General features: G+C 55.4%; 21 protein-coding genes. All 21 read left to right on the top strand.

The annotated features are described in order from the left end of the window. Positions 1-25: 25 nt before the first annotated feature. The 21 genes from HBM92_RS14275 to HBM92_RS14175 all read left to right on the top strand — a co-directional run bounded on the left by HBM92_RS14275 (position 26) and on the right by HBM92_RS14175 (position 20225). Positions 26-208 (top strand): hypothetical protein, encoded by a 183-nt coding sequence (locus HBM92_RS14275; RefSeq protein ID WP_000881610.1) that lies wholly within the window; start codon positions 26-28, stop codon positions 206-208. Positions 209-777: 569 nt separating this feature from the next. Next, complete coding sequence (locus HBM92_RS14270; RefSeq protein WP_000235436.1) at positions 778-1287, top strand: terminase small subunit; 510 nt, start codon at positions 778-780, stop codon at positions 1285-1287. Further along, the gene (locus tag HBM92_RS14265) at positions 1259-3187 is read left to right on the top strand and encodes a phage terminase large subunit family protein (protein ID WP_001309424.1); all 1929 of its coding nucleotides are present in this window, start codon (positions 1259-1261) and stop codon (positions 3185-3187) included. The genes HBM92_RS14270 and HBM92_RS14265 overlap by 29 nt, the downstream gene beginning before the upstream one ends. After that, on the top strand, positions 3171-3377 hold the full coding sequence (locus tag HBM92_RS14260) for a phage head-tail joining protein (RefSeq protein WP_000258993.1): 207 nt from the start codon (positions 3171-3173) through the stop codon (positions 3375-3377). Before HBM92_RS14265 ends, HBM92_RS14260 begins: the two co-directional genes overlap by 17 nt. Then, on the top strand, positions 3374-4966 hold the full coding sequence (locus tag HBM92_RS14255) for a phage portal protein (RefSeq protein WP_001322425.1): 1593 nt from the start codon (positions 3374-3376) through the stop codon (positions 4964-4966). Before HBM92_RS14260 ends, HBM92_RS14255 begins: the two co-directional genes overlap by 4 nt. Then, a complete protein-coding gene (locus HBM92_RS14250) occupies positions 4956-6461 on the top strand; it encodes a S49 family peptidase (protein ID WP_001556921.1) in 1506 nt (501 codons plus the stop codon). The genes HBM92_RS14255 and HBM92_RS14250 overlap by 11 nt, the downstream gene beginning before the upstream one ends. 36 nt (positions 6462-6497) lie before the next feature. Then, positions 6498-6845 carry a head decoration protein gene (locus HBM92_RS14245; protein ID WP_000256814.1) on the top strand — a complete coding sequence of 116 codons (348 nt, stop codon included), beginning with the start codon at positions 6498-6500 and terminating at the stop codon, positions 6843-6845. Positions 6846-6902: 57 nt separating this feature from the next. Beyond that, positions 6903-7931: a major capsid protein gene (locus HBM92_RS14240; RefSeq protein WP_016265960.1), complete on the top strand. Its 1029-nt coding sequence runs from the start codon at positions 6903-6905 to the stop codon at positions 7929-7931. 51 nt (positions 7932-7982) lie between these two features. After that, positions 7983-8357: a DNA-packaging protein FI gene (gene gpFI / locus HBM92_RS14235; protein ID WP_000201530.1), complete on the top strand. Its 375-nt coding sequence runs from the start codon at positions 7983-7985 to the stop codon at positions 8355-8357. Beyond that, positions 8350-8703 carry a head-tail joining protein gene (locus HBM92_RS14230; RefSeq protein ID WP_001204533.1) on the top strand — a complete coding sequence of 118 codons (354 nt, stop codon included), beginning with the start codon at positions 8350-8352 and terminating at the stop codon, positions 8701-8703. Before gpFI ends, HBM92_RS14230 begins: the two co-directional genes overlap by 8 nt. A gap of 15 nt (positions 8704-8718) precedes the next feature. Next, positions 8719-9252 (top strand): phage tail protein, encoded by a 534-nt coding sequence (locus tag HBM92_RS14225; RefSeq protein ID WP_000974996.1) that lies wholly within the window; start codon positions 8719-8721, stop codon positions 9250-9252. After that, positions 9249-9644: a phage minor tail U family protein gene (locus HBM92_RS14220; RefSeq protein ID WP_000683079.1), complete on the top strand. Its 396-nt coding sequence runs from the start codon at positions 9249-9251 to the stop codon at positions 9642-9644. The genes HBM92_RS14225 and HBM92_RS14220 overlap by 4 nt, the downstream gene beginning before the upstream one ends. A gap of 7 nt (positions 9645-9651) precedes the next feature. Further along, the gene (locus HBM92_RS14215) at positions 9652-10401 is read left to right on the top strand and encodes a phage tail protein (RefSeq protein WP_000235047.1); all 750 of its coding nucleotides are present in this window, start codon (positions 9652-9654) and stop codon (positions 10399-10401) included. Positions 10402-10419: 18 nt separating this feature from the next. After that, a complete protein-coding gene (gene gpG, locus HBM92_RS14210; RefSeq protein ID WP_001309426.1) occupies positions 10420-10851 on the top strand; it encodes a phage tail assembly chaperone G in 432 nt (143 codons plus the stop codon). Positions 10852-10877: 26 nt separating this feature from the next. Further along, positions 10878-11291 (top strand): phage tail assembly protein T, encoded by a 414-nt coding sequence (locus HBM92_RS14205; protein ID WP_000533453.1) that lies wholly within the window; start codon positions 10878-10880, stop codon positions 11289-11291. Further along, a complete protein-coding gene (locus HBM92_RS14200) occupies positions 11272-13833 on the top strand; it encodes a phage tail tape measure protein (protein WP_001556919.1) in 2562 nt (853 codons plus the stop codon). The genes HBM92_RS14205 and HBM92_RS14200 overlap by 20 nt, the downstream gene beginning before the upstream one ends. Next, a complete protein-coding gene (locus HBM92_RS14195) occupies positions 13830-14159 on the top strand; it encodes a phage tail protein (protein WP_000847298.1) in 330 nt (109 codons plus the stop codon). The genes HBM92_RS14200 and HBM92_RS14195 overlap by 4 nt, the downstream gene beginning before the upstream one ends. Then, on the top strand, positions 14159-14857 hold the full coding sequence (locus HBM92_RS14190) for a phage minor tail protein L (RefSeq protein ID WP_001348269.1): 699 nt from the start codon (positions 14159-14161) through the stop codon (positions 14855-14857). Before HBM92_RS14195 ends, HBM92_RS14190 begins: the two co-directional genes overlap by 1 nt. 10 nt (positions 14858-14867) lie before the next feature. Continuing rightward, the gene (locus HBM92_RS14185) at positions 14868-15611 is read left to right on the top strand and encodes a C40 family peptidase (protein ID WP_000194711.1); all 744 of its coding nucleotides are present in this window, start codon (positions 14868-14870) and stop codon (positions 15609-15611) included. After that, entirely contained in the window at positions 15608-16189 is a 582-nt protein-coding gene (locus tag HBM92_RS14180; protein WP_001090032.1) for a tail assembly protein, read from the top strand. The genes HBM92_RS14185 and HBM92_RS14180 overlap by 4 nt, the downstream gene beginning before the upstream one ends. 343 nt (positions 16190-16532) lie before the next feature. Beyond that, positions 16533-20225 carry a phage tail tip protein gene (locus tag HBM92_RS14175; RefSeq protein WP_016265923.1) on the top strand — a complete coding sequence of 1231 codons (3693 nt, stop codon included), beginning with the start codon at positions 16533-16535 and terminating at the stop codon, positions 20223-20225. The last annotated feature ends 2 nt before the right edge of the window (positions 20226-20227 follow it).

The raw sequence follows: 20227 nt of genomic DNA, 5'->3' as shown, positions 1-20227 counted from the left end.
AGATGGCGATATACTCGGGCAAAGTATGCTGGCAGTTTTCCAACTGGTCAAAAATACCTGCTCTCGTCTGTTGCAATGCCTGCAGCATGCGGCGGCAATGCGCCTTGCTTTTACTAACCATCTTTCCTTCCTCTATCAGTCGCTGCGTGAACTCATCATGGAATACCAGGTAAATGCGGATGTTATCGGTTTTGGCTACGCAGCATAGTACAAAACGGACAGGTGCATCCCGGGACGGGGGAGGCGTCACATGTCCCTGTGATGGTTGTTCCGGGTAATGTACTGTGTGGGGCATAAAAATGTCCGATAATTTTACTTTCTACCGCAGTTAGTTGATTCGTTGGTCCTGGTAGCACATTGGGCGAGGATTTAAATGCCAGGCAACTGAAGGATGATGTCGCAAGGGAGATAGCGAGAATATTTCTGATTTTCATTTGATGATGCCTCTGTGTGAAATGACGGTAAACGACGCACTTGTGCCGGCACATAATAGCAAGCACCATAATAGATCAGATTCGATTCTTGCTGTAAGTGATAATTATTCTCGTTTTCGGGTCCTTTCCGTCGATCCAACAGGTTACGGGGCGGCGACCTCGCGGGTTTTCGCTATTTATGAAAATTTTCCGGGAACCATGTCCGGTTTCTCTTCAAGTTAACTATATGAAAAATAAAAAAAGAGGTCTTCTGTGAACCGGACATGCACAAAAAATAGACATGTAAGCCGGACATGACCGGTTTTGTTGTGATTGTGAAGTGAGAGTTTTTGCGAGGTGAGGAGTGGCTACGCAGACTGAAGTTGCCAGGCATTTAAGTCTGACCGATCGCCAGCTTCGCAGATTGCAGAAATTGCCGGGTGCCCCGATATCGAATAAGCGAGGGCAACTGGATCTGGATGCCTGGCGCGATTTTTACATATCGTATCTGAGAAGAAGTAAAAACGATGTGCCTGATGGCGATAGCGAAGACGACTATGAGGAGAAATTGCTTATTGCCAGATGGGAACTGACAGCAGAACAGGCTGTTACACAGCAGTTAAAAAATGAGGTGTCAAAAGGAAAACTTATTGATACCGGGTTCTGTATTTTTGCCCTCAGCAAGCTGGCAATGGCGTTATCCAGTACGCTTGATTCCATCCCTTTATCCATGCAGCGACAGTTTCCTGATTTAACACCGCGCCATCTTGACCATCTGAAAACCCTTATTGCGAAGGGGGCAAATCAGTGTGCGCGGGCGGGGGATAAATTACCGGATTTACTCGATGAATATATCAGAGCAACAACTGAATAATATGATGAGTGCTGTCACAACAGCATTACAGCCCCTGATAAGGGCATTGCCGGTGACGCCAGTTGAATGGGCTGATCAAAATTATTATCTGCCTAAAGAATCTTCATATGGTGAGGGAGAATGGAAAACGCTGCCGTTCCAGATCGCCATCATGAACAGCATGGGGAATGATCAGATCCGGACTGTTAATCTGATTAAATCTGCCCGTGTTGGCTATACAAAGATGTTGCTGGGGGTGGTCGGGTATTTTATTGAGCATAAATCCCGAAACAGTCTGCTTTTTCAGCCCACGGATTCTGCCGCTGAAGATTTTATGAAGTCTCACGTGGAGGCGACGATTCGGGATGTGCCATGTCTGAAAGACCTTTTTCCATGGCTGGGGCGTAAACATCGTGACAATACCCTCACGCTGAAACGCTTTTCATCGGGTGTGGGTTTCTGGTGCCTGGGCGGCGCTGCCGCCAAAAACTACCGTGAAAAATCCGTGGACGTGGTCTGCTATGACGAACTTTCCTCGTTCGAACCGGATGTCGAAAAAGAGGGTTCGCCAACCCTGCTTGGGGATAAACGTATTGAGGGCTCTGTATGGCCCAAATCCATTCGCGGCTCGACGCCTAAAATCAAAGGCACCTGCCAGATCGAAAAAGCGGCCAACGAGTCGGCGCATTTCATGCGTTTTTATGTGCCCTGCCCACACTGTGGGGAGGAGCAGTATCTGAAATTTGGCGATGAATCCACGCCTTTTGGCCTTAAATGGGAGAAGGACAGCCCCGAAAGCGTTTTCTACCTCTGTGAACATCATGGCTGCGTGATCCATCAGTCTGAGCTTGACCAGAGCAACGGGCGGTGGATCTGTGAAAACACGGGGATGTGGACCCGTGACGGTCTGACGTTTTTCAGCGCCGCGGATAATGAAATTCCGCCGCCGCGCTCCATCACGTTCCATATCTGGACAGCGTACAGTCCGTTCACCACCTGGGTACAGATAGTCTATGACTGGCTGGATGCACTGAAAGATCCCAACGGCCTGAAAACCTTTGTGAACACCACGCTGGGCGAGACCTGGGAAGAGGCCGTGGGCGAAAAACTCGATCACCAGGTGCTGATGGATAAGGTTGTGCGTTACACGGCGGCGGTGCCTGCCCGGGTGGTTTATCTGACGGCGGGCATTGACTCGCAGCGAAACCGTTTTGAGATGTATGTCTGGGGATGGGCACCGGGAGAGGAAGCTTTTCTGGTGGATAAAATCATCATTATGGGGCGTCCTGATGAGGAAGAGACGCTGTTACGTGTGGATGCGGCGATCAACAAAAAATACCGCCATGCGGATGGCACCGAAATGACCATTTCCCGTGTCTGCTGGGACACCGGGGGGATCGATGGTGAAATCGTCTACCAGAGGTCAAAAAAACACGGTGTTTTCCGTGTGCTGCCGGTAAAAGGCGCGTCTGTCTATGGCAAGCCGGTGATCACCATGCCGAAAACCCGCAATCAGCGGGGCGTTTATCTGTGTGAAGTGGGGACGGACACCGCAAAAGAAATTCTCTATGCCCGTATGAAAGCCGAGCCCACGCCTGCGGATGAAGCCACGTCGTATGCCATCCGTTTTCCTGATGATCCGGAGATTTTTTCGCAGACAGAGGCGCAGCAACTGGTCGCGGAAGAGCTTGTGGAGAAGTGGGAAAAAGGAAAGATGCGTCTGCTGTGGGATAACAAAAAGCGGCGTAACGAAGCGCTGGACTGCCTGGTGTATGCCTACGCGGCATTACGTGTGTCCGTGCAACGCTGGCAGCTTGATCTGGCTGTACTGGCAAAATCCCGGGAAGAAGAGACGACCCGGCCAACCCTTAAAGAACTGGCAGCGAAGCTGTCCGGAGGAGTGAATGGTTACAGTCGCTGAACTGCAGGCGCTGCGTCAGGCGCGCCTTGATTTATTAACCGGTAAACGGGTGGTGTCTGTCCAGAAAGATGGACGAAGAATTGAATATACGGCGGCCTCTCTGGATGAGCTTAACCGTGCGATCAATGATGCTGAGTTGGTACTGGGGACAACCCGCCGTCGCCGTCGTCCGCTGGGAGTGAGGTTATGAAACGAACGCCTGTCCTGATTGATGTGAACGGCGTTCCGCTTCGGGAGAGCCTCAGCTACAACGGGGGCGGCGCAGGATTTGGCGGGCAAATGGCGGAGTGGTTGCCACCGGCGCAGAGTGCCGATGCGGCCCTGCTGCCCGCGTTGCGTCTGGGGAATGCCCGGGCAGATGATCTGGTGCGCAATAACGGGATAGCGGCCAATGCGGTGGCCCTGCATAAGGATCACATTGTCGGGCATATGTTTCTTATCAGCTACCGCCCGAACTGGCGCTGGTTGGGGATGCGGGAGACCGCGACAAAAAGTTTTGTCGATGAGGTGGAGGCGGCCTGGTCAGAATACGCAGAAGGGGTGTTTGGCGAGATCGACGTGGAAGGGAAACGCACGTTTACAGAATTTATTCGTGAAGGTGTGGGCGTTCATGCGTTTAACGGCGAAATCTTTGTGCAGCCGGTCTGGGATCCGGAGAGCACGCAACTGTTTCGTACGCGTTTTAAAGCCGTGAGTCCGAAACGGGTGGACACGCCAGGACATGGTATCGGGAACCGTTTTCTGCGGGCCGGGGTGGAGGTCGATCGATATGGTCGTGCCGTTGCGTACCATATCTGTGAGGATGATTTTCCGTTCTCCGGGAGTGGACGATGGGAACGGATCCCGCGTGAACTTCCCACCGGGCGTCCGGCCATGCTGCATATTTTCGAGCCGGTGGAGGACGGGCAGACCCGTGGAGCCAATCAGTTTTACAGCGTTATGGAACGGCTGAAGATGCTCGATTCCCTGCAGGCAACACAGCTTCAGTCGGCCATAGTGAAGGCGATGTATGCAGCGACGATTGAAAGTGACCTTGATACCGAAAAGGCCTTTGAATATATCGCCGGTGCGCCGCAGGGGCAGAAGGATAATCCGCTTATTAATATTCTGGATAAGTTCTCCACCTGGTATGACACGAATAGCGTGACGCTGGGCGGTGTCAAAATTCCGCACCTTTTCCCCGGTGATGATCTGAAACTTCAGACCGCGCAGGATTCAGACAATGGATTTTCGGCGCTTGAACAGGCGCTGCTGCGGTATATCGCCGCCGGTCTTGGCGTTTCCTACGAACAGTTGTCCCGTGATTACTCGAAGGTCAGTTATTCAAGTGCCCGCGCATCCGCCAATGAGTCGTGGCGCTATTTTATGGGGCGGCGAAAATTTATTGCGTCCCGGCTGGCCACGCAGATGTTTTCCTGCTGGCTGGAAGAGGCACTTCTTCGGGGGATTATTCGTCCGCCACGGGCACGTTTTGATTTTTATCAGGCGCGATCAGCCTGGTCACGGGCTGAGTGGATTGGAGCCGGAAGAATGGCCATTGACGGGCTCAAGGAGGTTCAGGAATCAGTGATGCGCATTGAGGCCGGACTGAGCACGTATGAGAAAGAGCTGGCGCTGATGGGCGAGGATTATCAGGACATTTTCCGCCAGCAGGTCAGGGAATCTGCAGAGCGGGAAAAAGCCGGACTCTCACGTCCGGTGTGGATAGCGCAGGCGTATCAGCAGCAGATAGCGGAGAGTCGCAGGCCGGAAGAGGAGACAACACCACGTGAGACGTAATCTTTCACACATTATTGCCGCAGCATTCAATGAACCGCTGCTTCTGGAGCCCGCCTATGCGCGGGTTTTCTTTTGCGCGCTCGGGCGCGAGATGGGGGCAGCAAGTCTTTCGGTACCACAACAACAGGTACAGCTTGATGCTCCCGGAATGCTGGCTGAAACGGACGAGTACATGGCCGGAGGTAAACGACCGGCCCGTGTTTACCGGGTGGTGAACGGTATTGCTGTACTGCCGGTGACCGGCACGCTGGTGCACCGGCTGGGCGGTATGCGGCCATTTTCCGGAATGACAGGCTATGACGGCATTGTCGCCTGTCTTCAGCAGGCAATGGCGGATAGCCAGGTGCGGGGCGTACTGCTGGACATTGACAGTCCGGGCGGGCAGGCCGCCGGCGCGTTTGACTGCGCTGACATGATTTACCGCCTCCGTCAGCAGAAGCCGGTCTGGGCACTGTGCAATGACACTGCCTGTTCTGCAGCCATGCTGCTGGCGTCGGCCTGCTCCCGACGGCTGGTTACCCAGACATCCCGTATCGGCTCCATTGGCGTGATGATGAGCCATGTCAGCTATGCCGGTCATCTGGCGCAGGCCGGTGTGGATATCACGCTGATTTATGCCGGGGCGCACAAGGTGGATGGCAATCAGTTTGAAGCGTTGCCGGCAGAGGTTCGCCAGGACATGCAGCAGCGGATTGATGCGGCGCACCGGATGTTTGCCGAAAAAGTGGCGATGTATACCGGGTTGTCTGTGGATGCGGTCACGGGAACAGAGGCCGCCGTTTTTGAAGGTCAGTCCGGCATTGAGGCCGGGCTGGCGGATGAATTAATCAATGCGTCGGATGCCATCAGTGTGATGGCCACGGCGCTGAACAGTAATGTCAGAGGAGGCACTATGCCGCAATTAACTGCAACGGAAGCCGCCGTGCAGGAGAACCAGCGAGTGATGGGGATCCTGACATGCCAGGAAGCGAAAGGACGTGAACAGCTTGCCACGATGCTGGCAGGGCAACAGGGCATGAGCGTTGAACAGGCCCGGGCGATTCTGGCCGCGGCGGCACCGCAGCAGCCGGTGGCATCCGCGCAGAGTGAAGCCGATCGCATTATGGCGTGTGAAGAAGCGAACGGTCGTGAACAACTGGCGGCAACGCTGGCGGCGATGCCGGAGATGACGGTGGAAAAAGCCCGCCCGATCCTGGCGGCTGCACCACTGGCGGATGCCGGGCCCTCACTTCGTGATCAGATCATGGCCCTGGATGAGGCAAAAGGGGCAGAAGCGCAGGCTGAAAAACTGGCGGCCTGCCCGGGAATGACCGTGGAGAACGCCCGGGCTGTGCTGGCTGCGGGATCAGGTAAGGCCGAACCGGTCTCTGCATCCACAACCGCCCTGTTTGAACATTTCATGGCGAATCATTCACCGGCAGCGGTGCGGGGTGGCGTGTCACAGACGTCAGCAGACGGTGATGCGGACGTGAAAATGCTCATGGCCATGCCATGAAGTCAGTGCTGACCATCAATATGAGGTTTTAACAAAATGGTGACGAAAACCATCACTGAACAGCGTGCGGAAGTACGTATTTTTGCCGGTAATGATCCGGCTCATACCGCCACAGGCAGCAGCGGGATTTCTTCTGCAACACCGGCTCTGACGCCCCTGATGCTGGATGAAGCCACCGGGAAACTGGTGGTCTGGGATGGACAGAAAGCCGGTAGTGCGGTTGGCATACTGGTACTGCCGCTTGAAGGCACAGAGACAGCGCTGACGTATTACAAGTCGGGAACCTTTGCGACGGAGGCAATCCACTGGCCTGAAAGTGTGGATGAACACAAAAAGGCAAATGCCTTTGCCGGCACAGCCCTGAGTCACGCGGCTCTGCCGTAACACGTTATCAGGCCACCATGGTGGCCTGACTGATTTCTGAATGAAAGGAACTGATTTATGGGATTGTTTACGACCCGCCAGTTACTCGGTTATACCGAACAAAAAGTTAAATTCCGTGCGCTATTTCTGGAGCTGTTTTTCCGCCGTACGGTGAATTTCCACACCGAAGAGGTGATGCTGGACAAAATTACCGGAAAAACGCCGGTGGCGGCCTATGTCTCCCCGATCGTTGAAGGAAAAGTGCTGCGCCATCGTGGTGGTGAAACCCGCGTGTTGCGTCCGGGCTACGTCAAGCCGAAACACGAATTTAATTACCAGCAGGCGGTTGAGCGCCTTCCTGGTGAAGATCCATCTCAACTGAATGATCCGGCTTACCGCCGTCTGCGTATCATTACCGATAACCTCAAACAGGAAGAGCACGCCATTGTCCAGGTGGAAGAAATGCAGGCGGTAAATGCTGTGTTGTATGGCAAATACACCATGGAAGGAGACCAGTTCGAGAAAATTGAGGTCGATTTTGGCAGGTCGACGAAGAATAACATCACTCAGGGTAGTGGTAAGGAGTGGTCAAAACAGGATCGTGACACGTTCGATCCTACACATGATATTGACCTCTACTGCGACCTGGCCAGCGGTCTTGTGAATATTGCCATTATGGACGGTACCGTCTGGCGTCTTCTGAATGGTTTTAAGCTGTTCCGCGAAAAACTGGATACCCGTCGCGGTTCAAATTCTCAACTCGAAACGGCAGTGAAAGATCTGGGCGCAGTGGTGTCCTTCAAGGGGTATTACGGCGATCTGGCCATTGTGGTGGCGAAAACGTCTTATATAGCAGAAGACGGTATCGAAAAACGTTATCTTCCAGATGGCATGCTGGTTCTGGGGAATACTGCTGCAGATGGGATCCGTTGTTACGGTGCCATTCAGGATGCTCAGGCGTTGTCCGAAGGTGTGGTGGCCTCTTCCCGTTATCCGAAACACTGGCTGACGGTAGGGGATCCCGCCCGTGAATTTACCATGACGCAGTCCGCGCCGCTGATGGTGTTGCCGGACCCGGATGAGTTTGTGGTGGTACAGGTGAAATAATCCGTGAGCGGGGGCGAAATGCCCCCGTGTCTTTTTTCACAGGGGGCTGATATGGCAACGAAAGAGCAAAATCTGAAACGGCTTGATGAACTGGCCCTGATTCTGGGGCGTGAGCCGGATATATCCGGGAGTGCCGCAGAGATAGCGCAGCGGGTGGCAGAATGGGAAGAGGAAATGCAGTCATCCGGCGATGATGTACAGGTTATGAATATGGATATCCGGGAGCGGGAAACCGCGGCTCATGATGTTCGTGAGGAAACATCCGGCGCGTTAACGCGCATCAGAGTTCTGACCTGCCTCCATCTCTGTGGCGTTGATGGTGAAACGGGGGAATCCGTTGAGCTTGCGGATGTTGGTCGGGTGATTCTGATTATGTCCTCAGATGCAAAAACACACGTTGATGGTGGAATGGCTGTTTATGCGTGATTTTCAGAATGCCTTTGATGCCGCCCTTGCCGGGGTGGACAGTACGATTGTTGAAGTGATGGGGATCCGTGCGCAGTTCACCTCCGGAGCACAACGTGGCGGCGAAGTTCAGGGGGTTTTTGACGATCCGGAGTCGCTGGGTTTTGCCGGTGGCGGGGTCCGTATTGAAGGAAGCAGCCCGTCATTATTTGTGCGGACGGATACGGTGCGTGCCGTGCGGCGTGGTGACACGCTGACCATTAACGGCGAGATGTTCTGGGTGGATCGTGTTTCTCCGGATGACGGGGGAAGCTGTTATCTCTGGCTCAACCGTGGGCAACCACCCGCTGTTAACCGGCGACGATAAACGCAGGGGGAAATTATGGCGATAAAAGGGCTTGATCAGGCGATTGATAATCTGAGCCGGGTTCGTAAAAACGCCATTCCGGCGGCTTCAGCAATGACGATTAACCGCGTGGCCACAACGGCGATTAATCAGTCTTCATCACAGGTTGCCCGGGAGACAAAGGTACGCCGGAAACTGGTTAAGGAACGGTCCAGACTGAAAAGGGCGACGGTCAGAAATCCGAACGCAAAAATTATCGTTAACCGCGGTGATCTTCCAGTGATTAAGCTGGGGATCAGGATGCTGGGCCGTCGTCCGAACAGCATACTTAAAGCCGGTCAGCATCGGTATCAGCGGGCATTCATTCAGCGATTAAAAAACGGTCGCTGGCATGTCATGCAGCGTGTGGCCGGGAAAAACCGTTACCCTATTGATGTGGTGAAAATCCCGATGGCGGCCCCACTGAAACAGGCGTTTGATGAGAATGTTGACCGTATCCGGCGTGAACGCCTGCCCGGAGAACTGGCATCCGCGCTGAAACAACAACTGAGGATTGCGATAAAACGATGAAACACACTGATATCCGTGCTGCAGTGCTGGATGCACTCGAGCAGCATGAACACGGGGCGACGCTGTTTGATGGTCGCCCCGTTGTTTTTGACGAAGAGGATTTTCCTGCGATCGCGGTTTATCTGACGGATGCAGAGTATACCGGTGAAGAGCTGGATGCAGATACCTGGCGGGCCACACTGCATATTGAGGTGTTTTTACCGGCACAGGTACCGGATTCAGAGCTTGATCAGTGGATGGAAAGCCGGATTTATCCGGCGATGACTGCGATCCCGGCACTGGCAGGACTGATTACCACGATGGTTACGCAGGGCTATGAGTATCGTCGTGATGACGATATGGCGTTATGGAGCTCTGCGGATCTGACTTATTCCATTACATACGAGATGTGAGGACGATATGGCAACACCAAATCCCCTGGAGCCGGTAAAAGGTGCCGGTACCACTCTGTGGGTTTACAACGGCAAGGGTGATGCTTATGCAAACCCGTTGTCAGACGCTGACTGGCAGCGACTGGCTAAGGTGAAGGATCTGACGCCGGGCGAGATGACGGCAGAATCCTACGATGATAACTACCTGGATGATGAAGACGCAGACTGGACCGCGACCGGGCAGGGGCAGAAATCTGCAGGTGATACCAGTTTTACGCTGGCCTGGAAACCGGGAGAGGAAGGTCAGAAAGGGCTTATAGGCTGGTTTGAAAGCGGCGATGTCCGGGCCTATAAAATCCGTTTTCCGAATGGCACGGTGGATGTGTTTCGTGGCTGGGTCAGCAGTATCGGTAAGGCCGTGACGGCGAAAGAAGTGATCACCCGCACGGTGAAAGTCACTAACGTGGGTAAACCTTCTGTAGCGGAAGAACGCAGCAAAATTACGCCGGTCAGTGCGATTAAGGTGACGCCGACATCCGGTACGGTGGCAAAAGGGAAAACAACCACCCTGACCGTTACTGTGGAACCGGAAAATGCAACGGATAAGACATTCAGGGCGATTTCCGCCGATCCATCAAAAGCCACCATTAGCGTGAAAGATATGACGATTACTGTGACGGGGGTTAAGGATGGAAAAGTCAGCATCCCTGTGATTTCCGGTAATGGTCAGTTTGCTGCGGTGGCTGAAATTACCGTTAATAATGTGCCGGGTGGCTAAAGAGCTGAGAGATAAGCGATGTTCCTGAAAACAGAACAATTTGAATATAACGGTGTATCCGTCACGCTTTCTGAGCTGTCTGCGCTGCAGCGTATTGAGCATCTTGCCCTCCTGAAACGGCGGGCAGAAGAGGCTGAAGCCAGCGGCAACCTGCAGGTGAGTGTGGAAGATCTTGTCAGAACCGGCGCGTTTCTGGTGGCGATGTCCCTGTGGCATAACCATCCACAGAAAACGCAGTCACCGTCAATGAATGAGGCCGTGATGAAGATAGAGCAGGAAGTGCTCACCACCTGGCCTGCTGATGCCATTGCCCGGGCGGAAGACGTGGTGTTGCGTCTGTCCGGGATGATCGAAGCTGTTCGTCCGGATACTGATATTACTGAAGTGGCGAAAAATAACACGCTGACTGATGATGATTTTTCTGCGGGAAAGTCTTCGACGGTGAGCTGAACTTTGCCCTCAGACTGGCGCGTGAGATGGGGAGACCCGACTGGCGCGCCATGCTTGCCAGGATGACATCCACCGAATATGCCGACTGGCACCGTTTTTACCGCACGCATTATTTTCAGGATACCCAGCTGGATATGCATTTTTCCGGGCTGACGTACGCTGTACTCAGCCTGTTTTTTTGCGATCCGGATATGCATCCCTCTGATTTCAGTCTGCTTGTCCCCCGGCATGAGGAAGAGCAGGTGGAGAGGCCGGATGAGGACAAAATGCTGATGCAGAAAGCGGCAGGACTTGCCGGAGGCGTCCGGTTCGGTGGGGACGGAGGGGGCGATATTTTATCGTCTGCGGATGTGGCGGATGTCATGGTGGATGATGCCGCATTAATGATGGCTTCAGCGGGGATTCCGGGAGGTGTGAGATATGTCCCAGCCGGTTGGTGATCTTGTTATTGACCTGAGTCTGGATGCGGTCCGTTTCGATGAGCAGATGAGCCGGGTAAGGCGTCATTTTTCAGGTCTGGATACTGACGCCAGAAAAACCGCAACTGTCGTTGAGCAGGGGCTGAGCCGCCAGGCGCTGGCTGCACAAAAAGCAGGGATTTCCGTCGGGCAGTATAAAGCGGCCATGCGAACCCTGCCCGCACAGTTTACGGATATCGCCACGCAGCTTGCCGGTGGTCAGAATCCCTGGCTGATCCTGCTGCAACAGGGCGGTCAGGTGAAGGACTCCTTCGGCGGGATGATCCCCATGTTCAGGGGGCTTGCCGGTGCGATCACCCTGCCGATGGTCGGGGTCACCTCGCTGGCGGTGGCGACAGGTGCGCTGGTGTACGCCTGGTACCAGGGAGATTCCACGCTTTCAGCGTTTAATAAAACCCTGGTTCTTTCCGGTAATCAGTCCGGACTGACTGCCGATCGCATGCTGACGCTCTCCAGAGCCGGACAGGCCGCAGGGCTGACGTTTAACCAGGCGAGTGAGTCACTGGCAGCCATGGTGAATGCCGGTGTGCGTGGTGGTGAACAGTTTGATGCCATCAACCAGAGTGTCGCGCGTTTTGCTTCTGCATCCGGTGTGGAGGTGGACAAGGTTGCAGAGGCTTTCGGAAAACTGACCACTGACCCGACGTCGGGGCTGATTGCGATGGCGAAGCAGTTCCATAACGTGACGGCGGAGCAGATTGCGTATGTTGCTCAGTTGCAGCGTTCCGGCGATGAAACCGGGGCATTGCAGGCGGCGAACGAGGCCGCAACGAAAGGGTTTGATGACCAGACCCGCCGCCTGAAAGAGAACATGGGCACGCTGGAGACCTGGGCAGACAGGACAGCGCGGGCATTCAAATCCATGTGGGATGCGGTGCTGGATATTGGTCGTCCTGATACCGCGCAGGAGATGCTGATTAAGGCAGAGGCTGCGTTTAAGAAAGCAGACGACATCTGGAATCTGCGCAAGGATGATTATTTTGTTAACGATGAAGCGCGGGCGCGTTACTGGGATGATCGTGAAAAGGCCCGTCTTGCGCTTGAAGCCGCCCGAAAGAAGGCTGAGCAGCAGACTCAACAGGACAAAAATGCGCAGCAGCAGAGCGATACCGAAGCGTCACGGCTGAAATATACCGAAGAGGCGCAGAAGGCTTACGAACGGCTGCAGACGCCGCTGGAGAAATATACCGCCCGTCAGGAAGAACTGAACAAGGCACTGAAAGACGGGAAAATCCTGCAGGCGGATTACAACACGCTGATGGCGGCGGCGAAAAAGGATTATGAAGCGACGCTGAAAAAGCCGAAACAGTCCGGCGTGAAGGTGTCTGCGGGCGATCGTCAGGAAGACAGTGCTCATGCTGCCCTGCTGACGCTTCAGGCTGAACTCCGGACGCTGGAGAAGCATGCCGGAGCAAATGAGAAAATCAGCCAGCAGCGCCGGGATTTGTGGAAGGCGGAGAGTCAGTTCGCGGTACTGGAGGAGGCGGCGCAACGTCGCCAGCTGTCTGCACAGGAGAAATCCCTGCTGGCGCATAAAGATGAGACGCTGGAGTACAAACGCCAGCTGGCTGCACTTGGCGACAAGGTTACGTATCAGGAGCGCCTGAACGCGCTGGCGCAGCAGGCGGATAAATTCGCACAGCAGCAACGGGCAAAACGGGCCGCCATTGATGCGAAAAGCCGGGGGCTGACTGACCGGCAGGCAGAACGGGAAGCCACGGAACAGCGCCTGAAGGAACAGTATGGCGATAATCCGCTGGCGCTGAATAACGTCATGTCAGAGCAGAAAAAGACCTGGGCGGCTGAAGACCTGCTTCGCGGGAACTGGATGGCAGGCCTCAGGTCCGGCTGGAGTGAGTGGGAAGAGAGTGCCACGGACAGTATGTCGCAGGTAAAAAGTGCTGCCACGCAGACCTTTGATGGTATTGCACAGAATATGGCGGCGATGCTGACCGGCAGTGAGCAGAACTGGCGCAGCTTCACCCGCTCCGTGCTGTCCATGATGACAGAAATTCTGCTTAAGCAGGCAATGGTGGGGATTGTCGGGAGTATCGGCAGCGCTATTGGCGGGGCTGTTGGTGGTGGCGCATCCGCGTCAGGCGGTACAGCCATTCAGGCAGCTGCGGCGAAATTCCATTTTGCGACCGGAGGATTTACGGGAACCGGCGGCAAATATGAGCCAGCGGGGATTGTCCACCGCGGGGAGTTTGTCTTCACGAAGGAGGCAACCAGCCGGATTGGTGTCGGGAACCTGTACCGCCTGATGCGGGGCTATGCGGAAGGGGGGTATGTGGGTGCTGCCGGAAGTCCGGCGCAGATGCGGCGGGCCGAAGGCATTAATTTTAATCAGAACAATCACGTGGTGATTCAGAACGACGGTATCAACGGACAGGCCGGGCCGCAGCTGATGAAAGCGGTGTATGAGATGGCCCGTAAAGGTGCGCAGGATGAGCTCCGGCTGCAGTTGCGTGATGGCGGTCTGTTATCGGGGAGCGGGCGATGAAAACATTTCGCTGGAAAGTGAAGCCGGATATGGAGGTGAACTCGCAGCCATCGGTGCGTGAAGTGCGTTTTGGTGACGGGTACTCACAGCGTATGGCGGCAGGGCTGAATGCTGACCTGAAAACATACAGGGTGACGCTTTCCGTGACCCGGGAGGAGGCCCGGCATCTGGAAGCGTTCCTGGCAGAGCACGGTGGCTGGAAGGCATTTTTGTGGAAGCCACCCTATGCATACCGGCAGATAAAGGTGACCTGTGCCGGGTGGTCTGCGCGGGTCGGGATGTTGCGCGTTGAGTTCAGCGCGGAGTTTAAGCAGGTGGTGAACTGATGCAGGATATTCACGAAGAAAGTCTGAACGAGTCGGTTAAGTCAGAGCAGTCACCGCGGGTGGTACTCTGGGAAATCGACCTGACGGTGCAGGGCGGTGAGCGGTATTTTTTCTGCAATGAGCTGAATGAAAAAGGGGAGCCGGTGACCTGGCAGGGGCGTGAATATCAGGCGTACCCGATTGAGGGGAGTGGCTTTGAGATGAACGGGAAGGGCAGCAGTGCCAGACCATCGCTGACGGTGTCCAATCTGTTTGGTCTGGTCACCGGGATGGCGGAAGACCTGCAGAGTCTGGTGGGGGCCACGGTGGTCCGCCGCCGGGTGTATGCCCGTTTTCTGGATGCGGTGAATTTCGTTGCGGGCAATCCGGAGGCGGACCCGGAGCAGGAGCTGAGTGACCGCTGGGTGGTGGAGCAGATGTCGCAGCTGACAGCCATGACGGCCTCGTTTGTGCTGGCCACACCGACCGAGACGGACGGGGCGCTGTTTCCCGGTCGTATCATGCTGGCGAACACCTGTATGTGGACCTACCGCTCTGATGAGTGTGGTTACACGGGCGGGGCTGTGGCGGATGAGTTCGATAAACCCACCACGGATATCCGTAAGGACAGATGCAGCAAGTGCATGCGCGGGTGTGAACTGCGCAGGAATGTCGGCAATTTTGGCGGTTTCCTTTCCATTAATAAACTTTCGCAGTAAATCCCGGTTTATGACACAGACTGAATCAGCGATTCTGGCACATGCCCGGCGGTGTGCGCCTGCGGAGTCGTGCGGCTTCGTGATAAGCACGCCGGAGGGGGAGCGGTATATCCCTTGTGTGAATATTTCCGCAGAGCCGGAGGCGTATTTTCGTATCGCACCGGAAGACTGGCTGCGGGCAGAGATGCAGGGGGAGATTGTGGCACTGGTCCACAGTCATCCCGGTGGGCTGCCCTGGCTGAGCGAGGCTGACCGGCGGCTGCAGATAAAAAGCGCACTGCCCTGGTGGCTGGTCTGCCGGGGTGACATTCACAAATTCCGCTGTGTGCCACATCTGACAGGACGGCGCTTTGAGCACGGGGTGACGGACTGTTACACGCTGTTCCGGGATGCTTATCATCTGGCGGGGACTGAAATGCCGGATTTTCATCGCGAGGATGACTGGTGGCGCAACGGTCAGAACCTTTACCTGGACAATATGGCGGTCACCGGCTTTTACCGGGTGCCCCTGTCCTCTGCACAGGCGGGCGATATTCTGCTGTGCTGCTTTGGTGCTTCGGTACCGAACCATGCCGCCATTTACTGCGGCAACGGTGAGCTGCTTCACCATCTGCCTGAACAACTGAGTAAACGGGAGAGGTATTCCGAAAAATGGCAACGACGAACGCATTCAGTCTGGCGTCACCGCCACTGGCACGCATCTGCCTTCACGGGGATTTACAACGATTTGGCCGCCGCCTCAGCCTGTATGTGAACACGGCAGCGGAAGCCATTCGCGCCCTGTCGATGCAGATGCCGGGCTTTCGCCGTCAGATGAACGAAGGCTGGTACCAGATACGTATTGCCGGTGATGACACGGCACCGGAGGCGGTGTACGCCCGTCTTCACGAACAGCTGGGTGAGGGAACGGTCATCCACATTGTGCCGCGACTGGCCGGGGCCGGAAAGGGTGGACTGCAGATTGTGCTGGGGGCGGCAGCCATCGTGGGCTCTTTCTTCACTGCCGGGGCATCAATGGCGTTATGGGGTTCAGCCCTGGCAGCCGGTGGTTTTTCTGCCACCACGATGCTGTTTTCACTTGGAGCCAGCATGATTCTGGGCGGTGTGGCCCAGATGCTGGCCCCGAAGGCAAAAACACCGGATTACCGCGCAACGGATAACGGCAGACAGAACACGTACTTTTCCTCACTGGATAACATGATTGCCCAGGGGAACCCGATGCCGGTGCCTTACGGGGAAATGCTGGTTGGCTCCCGCCGTATATCCCAGGACATCAGCACCCGTGATGAAGGCGGGGGCGGAAAGGTCGTGGTTATCGGGCGGCAGGGGTAAAAAGAATAAAAAAATCCCGCAGTGATCGCGGACAGGAACTGCGGGAGAGTTACGAAGATTAAGTGTAAGGAATTATTCTTATATCACGACAAAAAAATTAACGCAGAGAAATTATACGCGCCACAGTCAGTTTGTGAAAATGTGAAGATATTCAGAATTTTTATGCCATTACCGGTTTTAACCAACAGGATTATCGGTGGGCATGAAAGAAAACCCCGGTATCTGCTGATACCGGGGTTTCTCTTTAGCATGGCAGAAATGTGTTTCATGCTTTTCGGGCGAAGGATATCCGACTTCTGTACGGAATGGCAAGTGGCGGTTAATTTATTCAGGGGAAGGCTGTATGGGAAAAGGTGGCGGTAAGGCACACACGCCTCGTGAGGCGAAGGATAATCTCAAATCCACGCAGATGATGAGCGTGATTGATGCGATTGGTGAGGGACCGATAGAAGGTCCGGTGAAGGGACTGCAGAGTATCCTGGTGAACAAAACCCCGCTGACGGACACGGACGGTAATCCCGTGATACACGGTGTGACGGCGGTCTGGCGCGCCGGGGAGCAGGAGCAGACACCACCGGAAGGCTTTGAGTCCTCCGGTGCTGAAACCGGACTGGGCGTGGAAGTGACGAAGGCAAAACCGGTGACGCGCACCATTACGTCCGCGAACATTGACCGCCTGCGGGTTACCTTCGGGGTGCAGTCACTGGTGCAGACCACGTCAAAGGGTGACCGAAACCCGACATCCGTCCGCCTGCTGATTCAGTTACAGCGTAACGGTAACTGGGTGACAGAAAAGGATGTCACCATTAACGGCAAGACCACCTCGCAGTTTCTGGCGTCGGTGATTCTGGATAATCTGCCTCCCCGTCCTTTTAACATCCGGATGGTCCGGGAGACAGCGGACAGCACCACGGACCAGCTGCAGAATAAGACGCTGTGGTCGTCATACACCGAAATCATCGATGTGAAACAGTGCTACCCGAACACGGCCATTGTGGGGCTGCAGGTGGATGCGGAGCAGTTCGGCGGCCAGCAGATGACGGTGAACTACCATATCCGCGGTCGCATCATCCAGGTGCCGTCAAACTATGACCCGGAAAAACGCACGTACAGTGGTATCTGGGACGGCAGTCTGAAACCGGCATACAGCAACAACCCGGCCTGGTGCCTGTGGGACATGCTGACTCACCCGCGCTACGGCATGGGAAAACGTCTGGGGGCGGCGGATGTGGACAAGTGGGCGCTGTATGCCATCGGGCAGTACTGCGACCAGACGGTCCCGGATGGTTTCGGGGGGACCGAGCCGCGGATGACCTTTAATGCGTACCTGGCACAACAGCGTAAGGCGTGGGACGTTCTCAGTGATTTCTGCTCTGCGATGCGCTGTATGCCGGTATGGAACGGTCAGACGCTGACGTTCGTTCAGGACCGCCCGTCGGATGTGGTGTGGCCGTACACCAGCAGCGATGTGGTGGTGGATGATAACGGCGTGGGTTTCCGCTACAGCTTCAGTGCCCTGAAGGACCGGCACACGGCGGTGGAGGTGAATTACACCGACCCGCAGAACGGCTGGCAGACCTCCACGGAACTGGTGGAAGACCCGGAAGCCATACTGCGCTACGGACGCAACCTGCTGAAGATGGACGCGTTCGGCTGTACCAGCCGCGGTCAGGCCCACCGTGCCGGGCTGTGGGTGATAAAGACCGAACTGCTGGAAACGCAGACGGTGGATTTCACGCTCGGGTCACAGGGGCTGCGTCACACACCCGGTGACATCATTGAAATCTGTGATAACGACTATGCCGGGACCATGACCGGCGGACGTGTCCTGTCCATCGATGCCGCCAGCCGTACCCTGACGCTGGACCGGGAGGTGACACTGCCGGAGACCGGCACGGCCACTGTTAATCTGATTAACGGCAGCGGTAAGCCGGCGAGCGTGGCCATCACCGCACACCCCGCGCCTGACCGGATACAGGTCAGCACCCTGCCGGATGGTGTGGAGACATACGGTGTGTGGGGACTCTCCCTGCCGTCACTGCGTCGTCGCCTGTTCCGCTGTGTCTCCATCCGGGAAAACACGGACGGCACCTTTGCCATCACGGCGGTGCAGCACGTACCTGAAAAAGAAGCCATCGTGGATAACGGGGCCCGCTTTGAGCCGCAGTCAGGCACCCTGAACAGCGTTATCCCACCGGCAGTGCAGCACCTGACGGTGGAGGTGAGTGCAGCTGACGGTCAGTATCTGGCACAGGCGAAATGGGACACGCCGCGGGTGGTGAAGGGTGTGCGCTTCAGTCTGCGTCTGACCAGCGGAAGCGGAGAAGACAGCCGTCTGGTGAGCACCGCCAGCACCGCAGACACGGAGCACCGTTTCAGCGGCCTGCCACTGGGGGAATACACCCTGACGGTCAGGGCGATTAACAGTTATGGCCAGCAGGGCGAACCGGCCACCACCACGTTCAGGATTAACGCACCTGCAAAACCCGCCACCATTGAGCTGACGCCGGGGTATTTTCAGATAACGGCGGTCCCGCGTCTTGCGGTGTATGACCCGACGGTACAGTTTGAATTCTGGTTCTCAGAAAAACGCATCACGAACACAGCACAGGTGGAAAAATCTGCCCGTTATCTGGGGACCGGCAGTCAGTGGACTGTCCATGGGAGCCGGATTAAGCCGGGGACGGATTTCTGGTTTTACGTGCGAAGCGTCAACCTGGTGGGAAAATCTGCTTTTGTGGAAGCCAGCGGGCAGCCCAGCAATGATGGTGAAGGGTATCTGGAAATTTTCCGGGGGCTGATAGATGAGACGCTTCTGGGCCAGGCACTGAAAGAGCGCATTGATGCTTCAGCGCTGCGTACGGAGGTCACGCAACTGGAAGAAGACATCCGTCAGCGGATGGACACGGATATCGCAGAAGTGACCCGGAAAATCGGGAAGGCGGAAAACAGCCTCACGCAGCTGGTTGCGAAAAAGAATGAGGACCAGACACTGGCCATCGCGCAGGTGAGCCAGAAAGTGGACCGGGTGAGCAGTGAAATCTCACAGACTGTCAGCCAGGGGCAGTCAGAAAACGCCCGACAGATAGCACAGGTCCGCCAGTACGTGGATAAAAAAGGGAGTGAAATTACCTCGACCACGGATAAAAAGCTGGGTGACCAGGCCGTGACCATACAGCAAATCCAGCGGGTTCAGTCAGACACGCGCAATGAGCTGAATGCCATGTATATGCTGAAGGTGCAGAAAACAAAAAACGGTATTCCCTATGTGGCCGGGATTGGCGCGGGGATTGAGGATGTTGATGGTCAGACGCTGAGCAGTATTCTGCTGCAGGCGGACCGTATCGCGATGATTACCCCGGAGAACGGCAACACCACGCCGCTGTTTGTGGCGCAGGGGAATCAGCTGTTCATGAACGACGTGTTCCTGAAGCGACTGTTTGCGGTGAGCATCACGTCATCCGGCAATCCTCCTACGTTTTCCCTGACGCCGGATGGCAGGCTGACAGCCCGCAATGCGGATATCAGTGGAGCCATCACGGCGAATACCGGCACGCTCAATAATGTCACCATTAACGAGAACTGTGTCATCAGAGGGAAACTGTCTGCAAACCAGATTGAAGGCGATCTCGTTAAAACAGTGGGTAAGGCTTTCCCCCGTGACTCCCGTGCACCGGAGCGTTGGCCATCAGGAACCATTACCGTCAGGGTTTATGACGATCAGCCGTTTAACCGGCAGATTGTTATTCCGGCGGTGGCTTTCAGCGGTGCCAGACATGAGCGGGAGAACAGCGATACTTATTCGTCATGCCGCCTGATAGTACGGAAAAACGGTGCTGAAATTTATAACCGTACCGCGCTGGATAATACGCTGATTTACAGTGGTGTTATTGATATGCCTGCTGGTCGCGGCCACATGACGCTGGAGTTTTCTGTATCAGCATGGTGGGTAAATGGCTGGTATCCCACAGCAAGTATCAGCGATTTGCTGGTTGTTGTGATGAAGAAAGCCACTGCAGGCATCACGATTAGCTGAAT

Source organism: Escherichia sp. E.sYA108, from assembly GCF_011754335.1.
Classification (GTDB): domain Bacteria; phylum Pseudomonadota; class Gammaproteobacteria; order Enterobacterales; family Enterobacteriaceae; genus Escherichia; species Escherichia coli.
The sequence above is the reverse complement of the archived record's forward strand: the minus strand, read 5'-3'. Positions and strand labels throughout refer to the sequence as shown.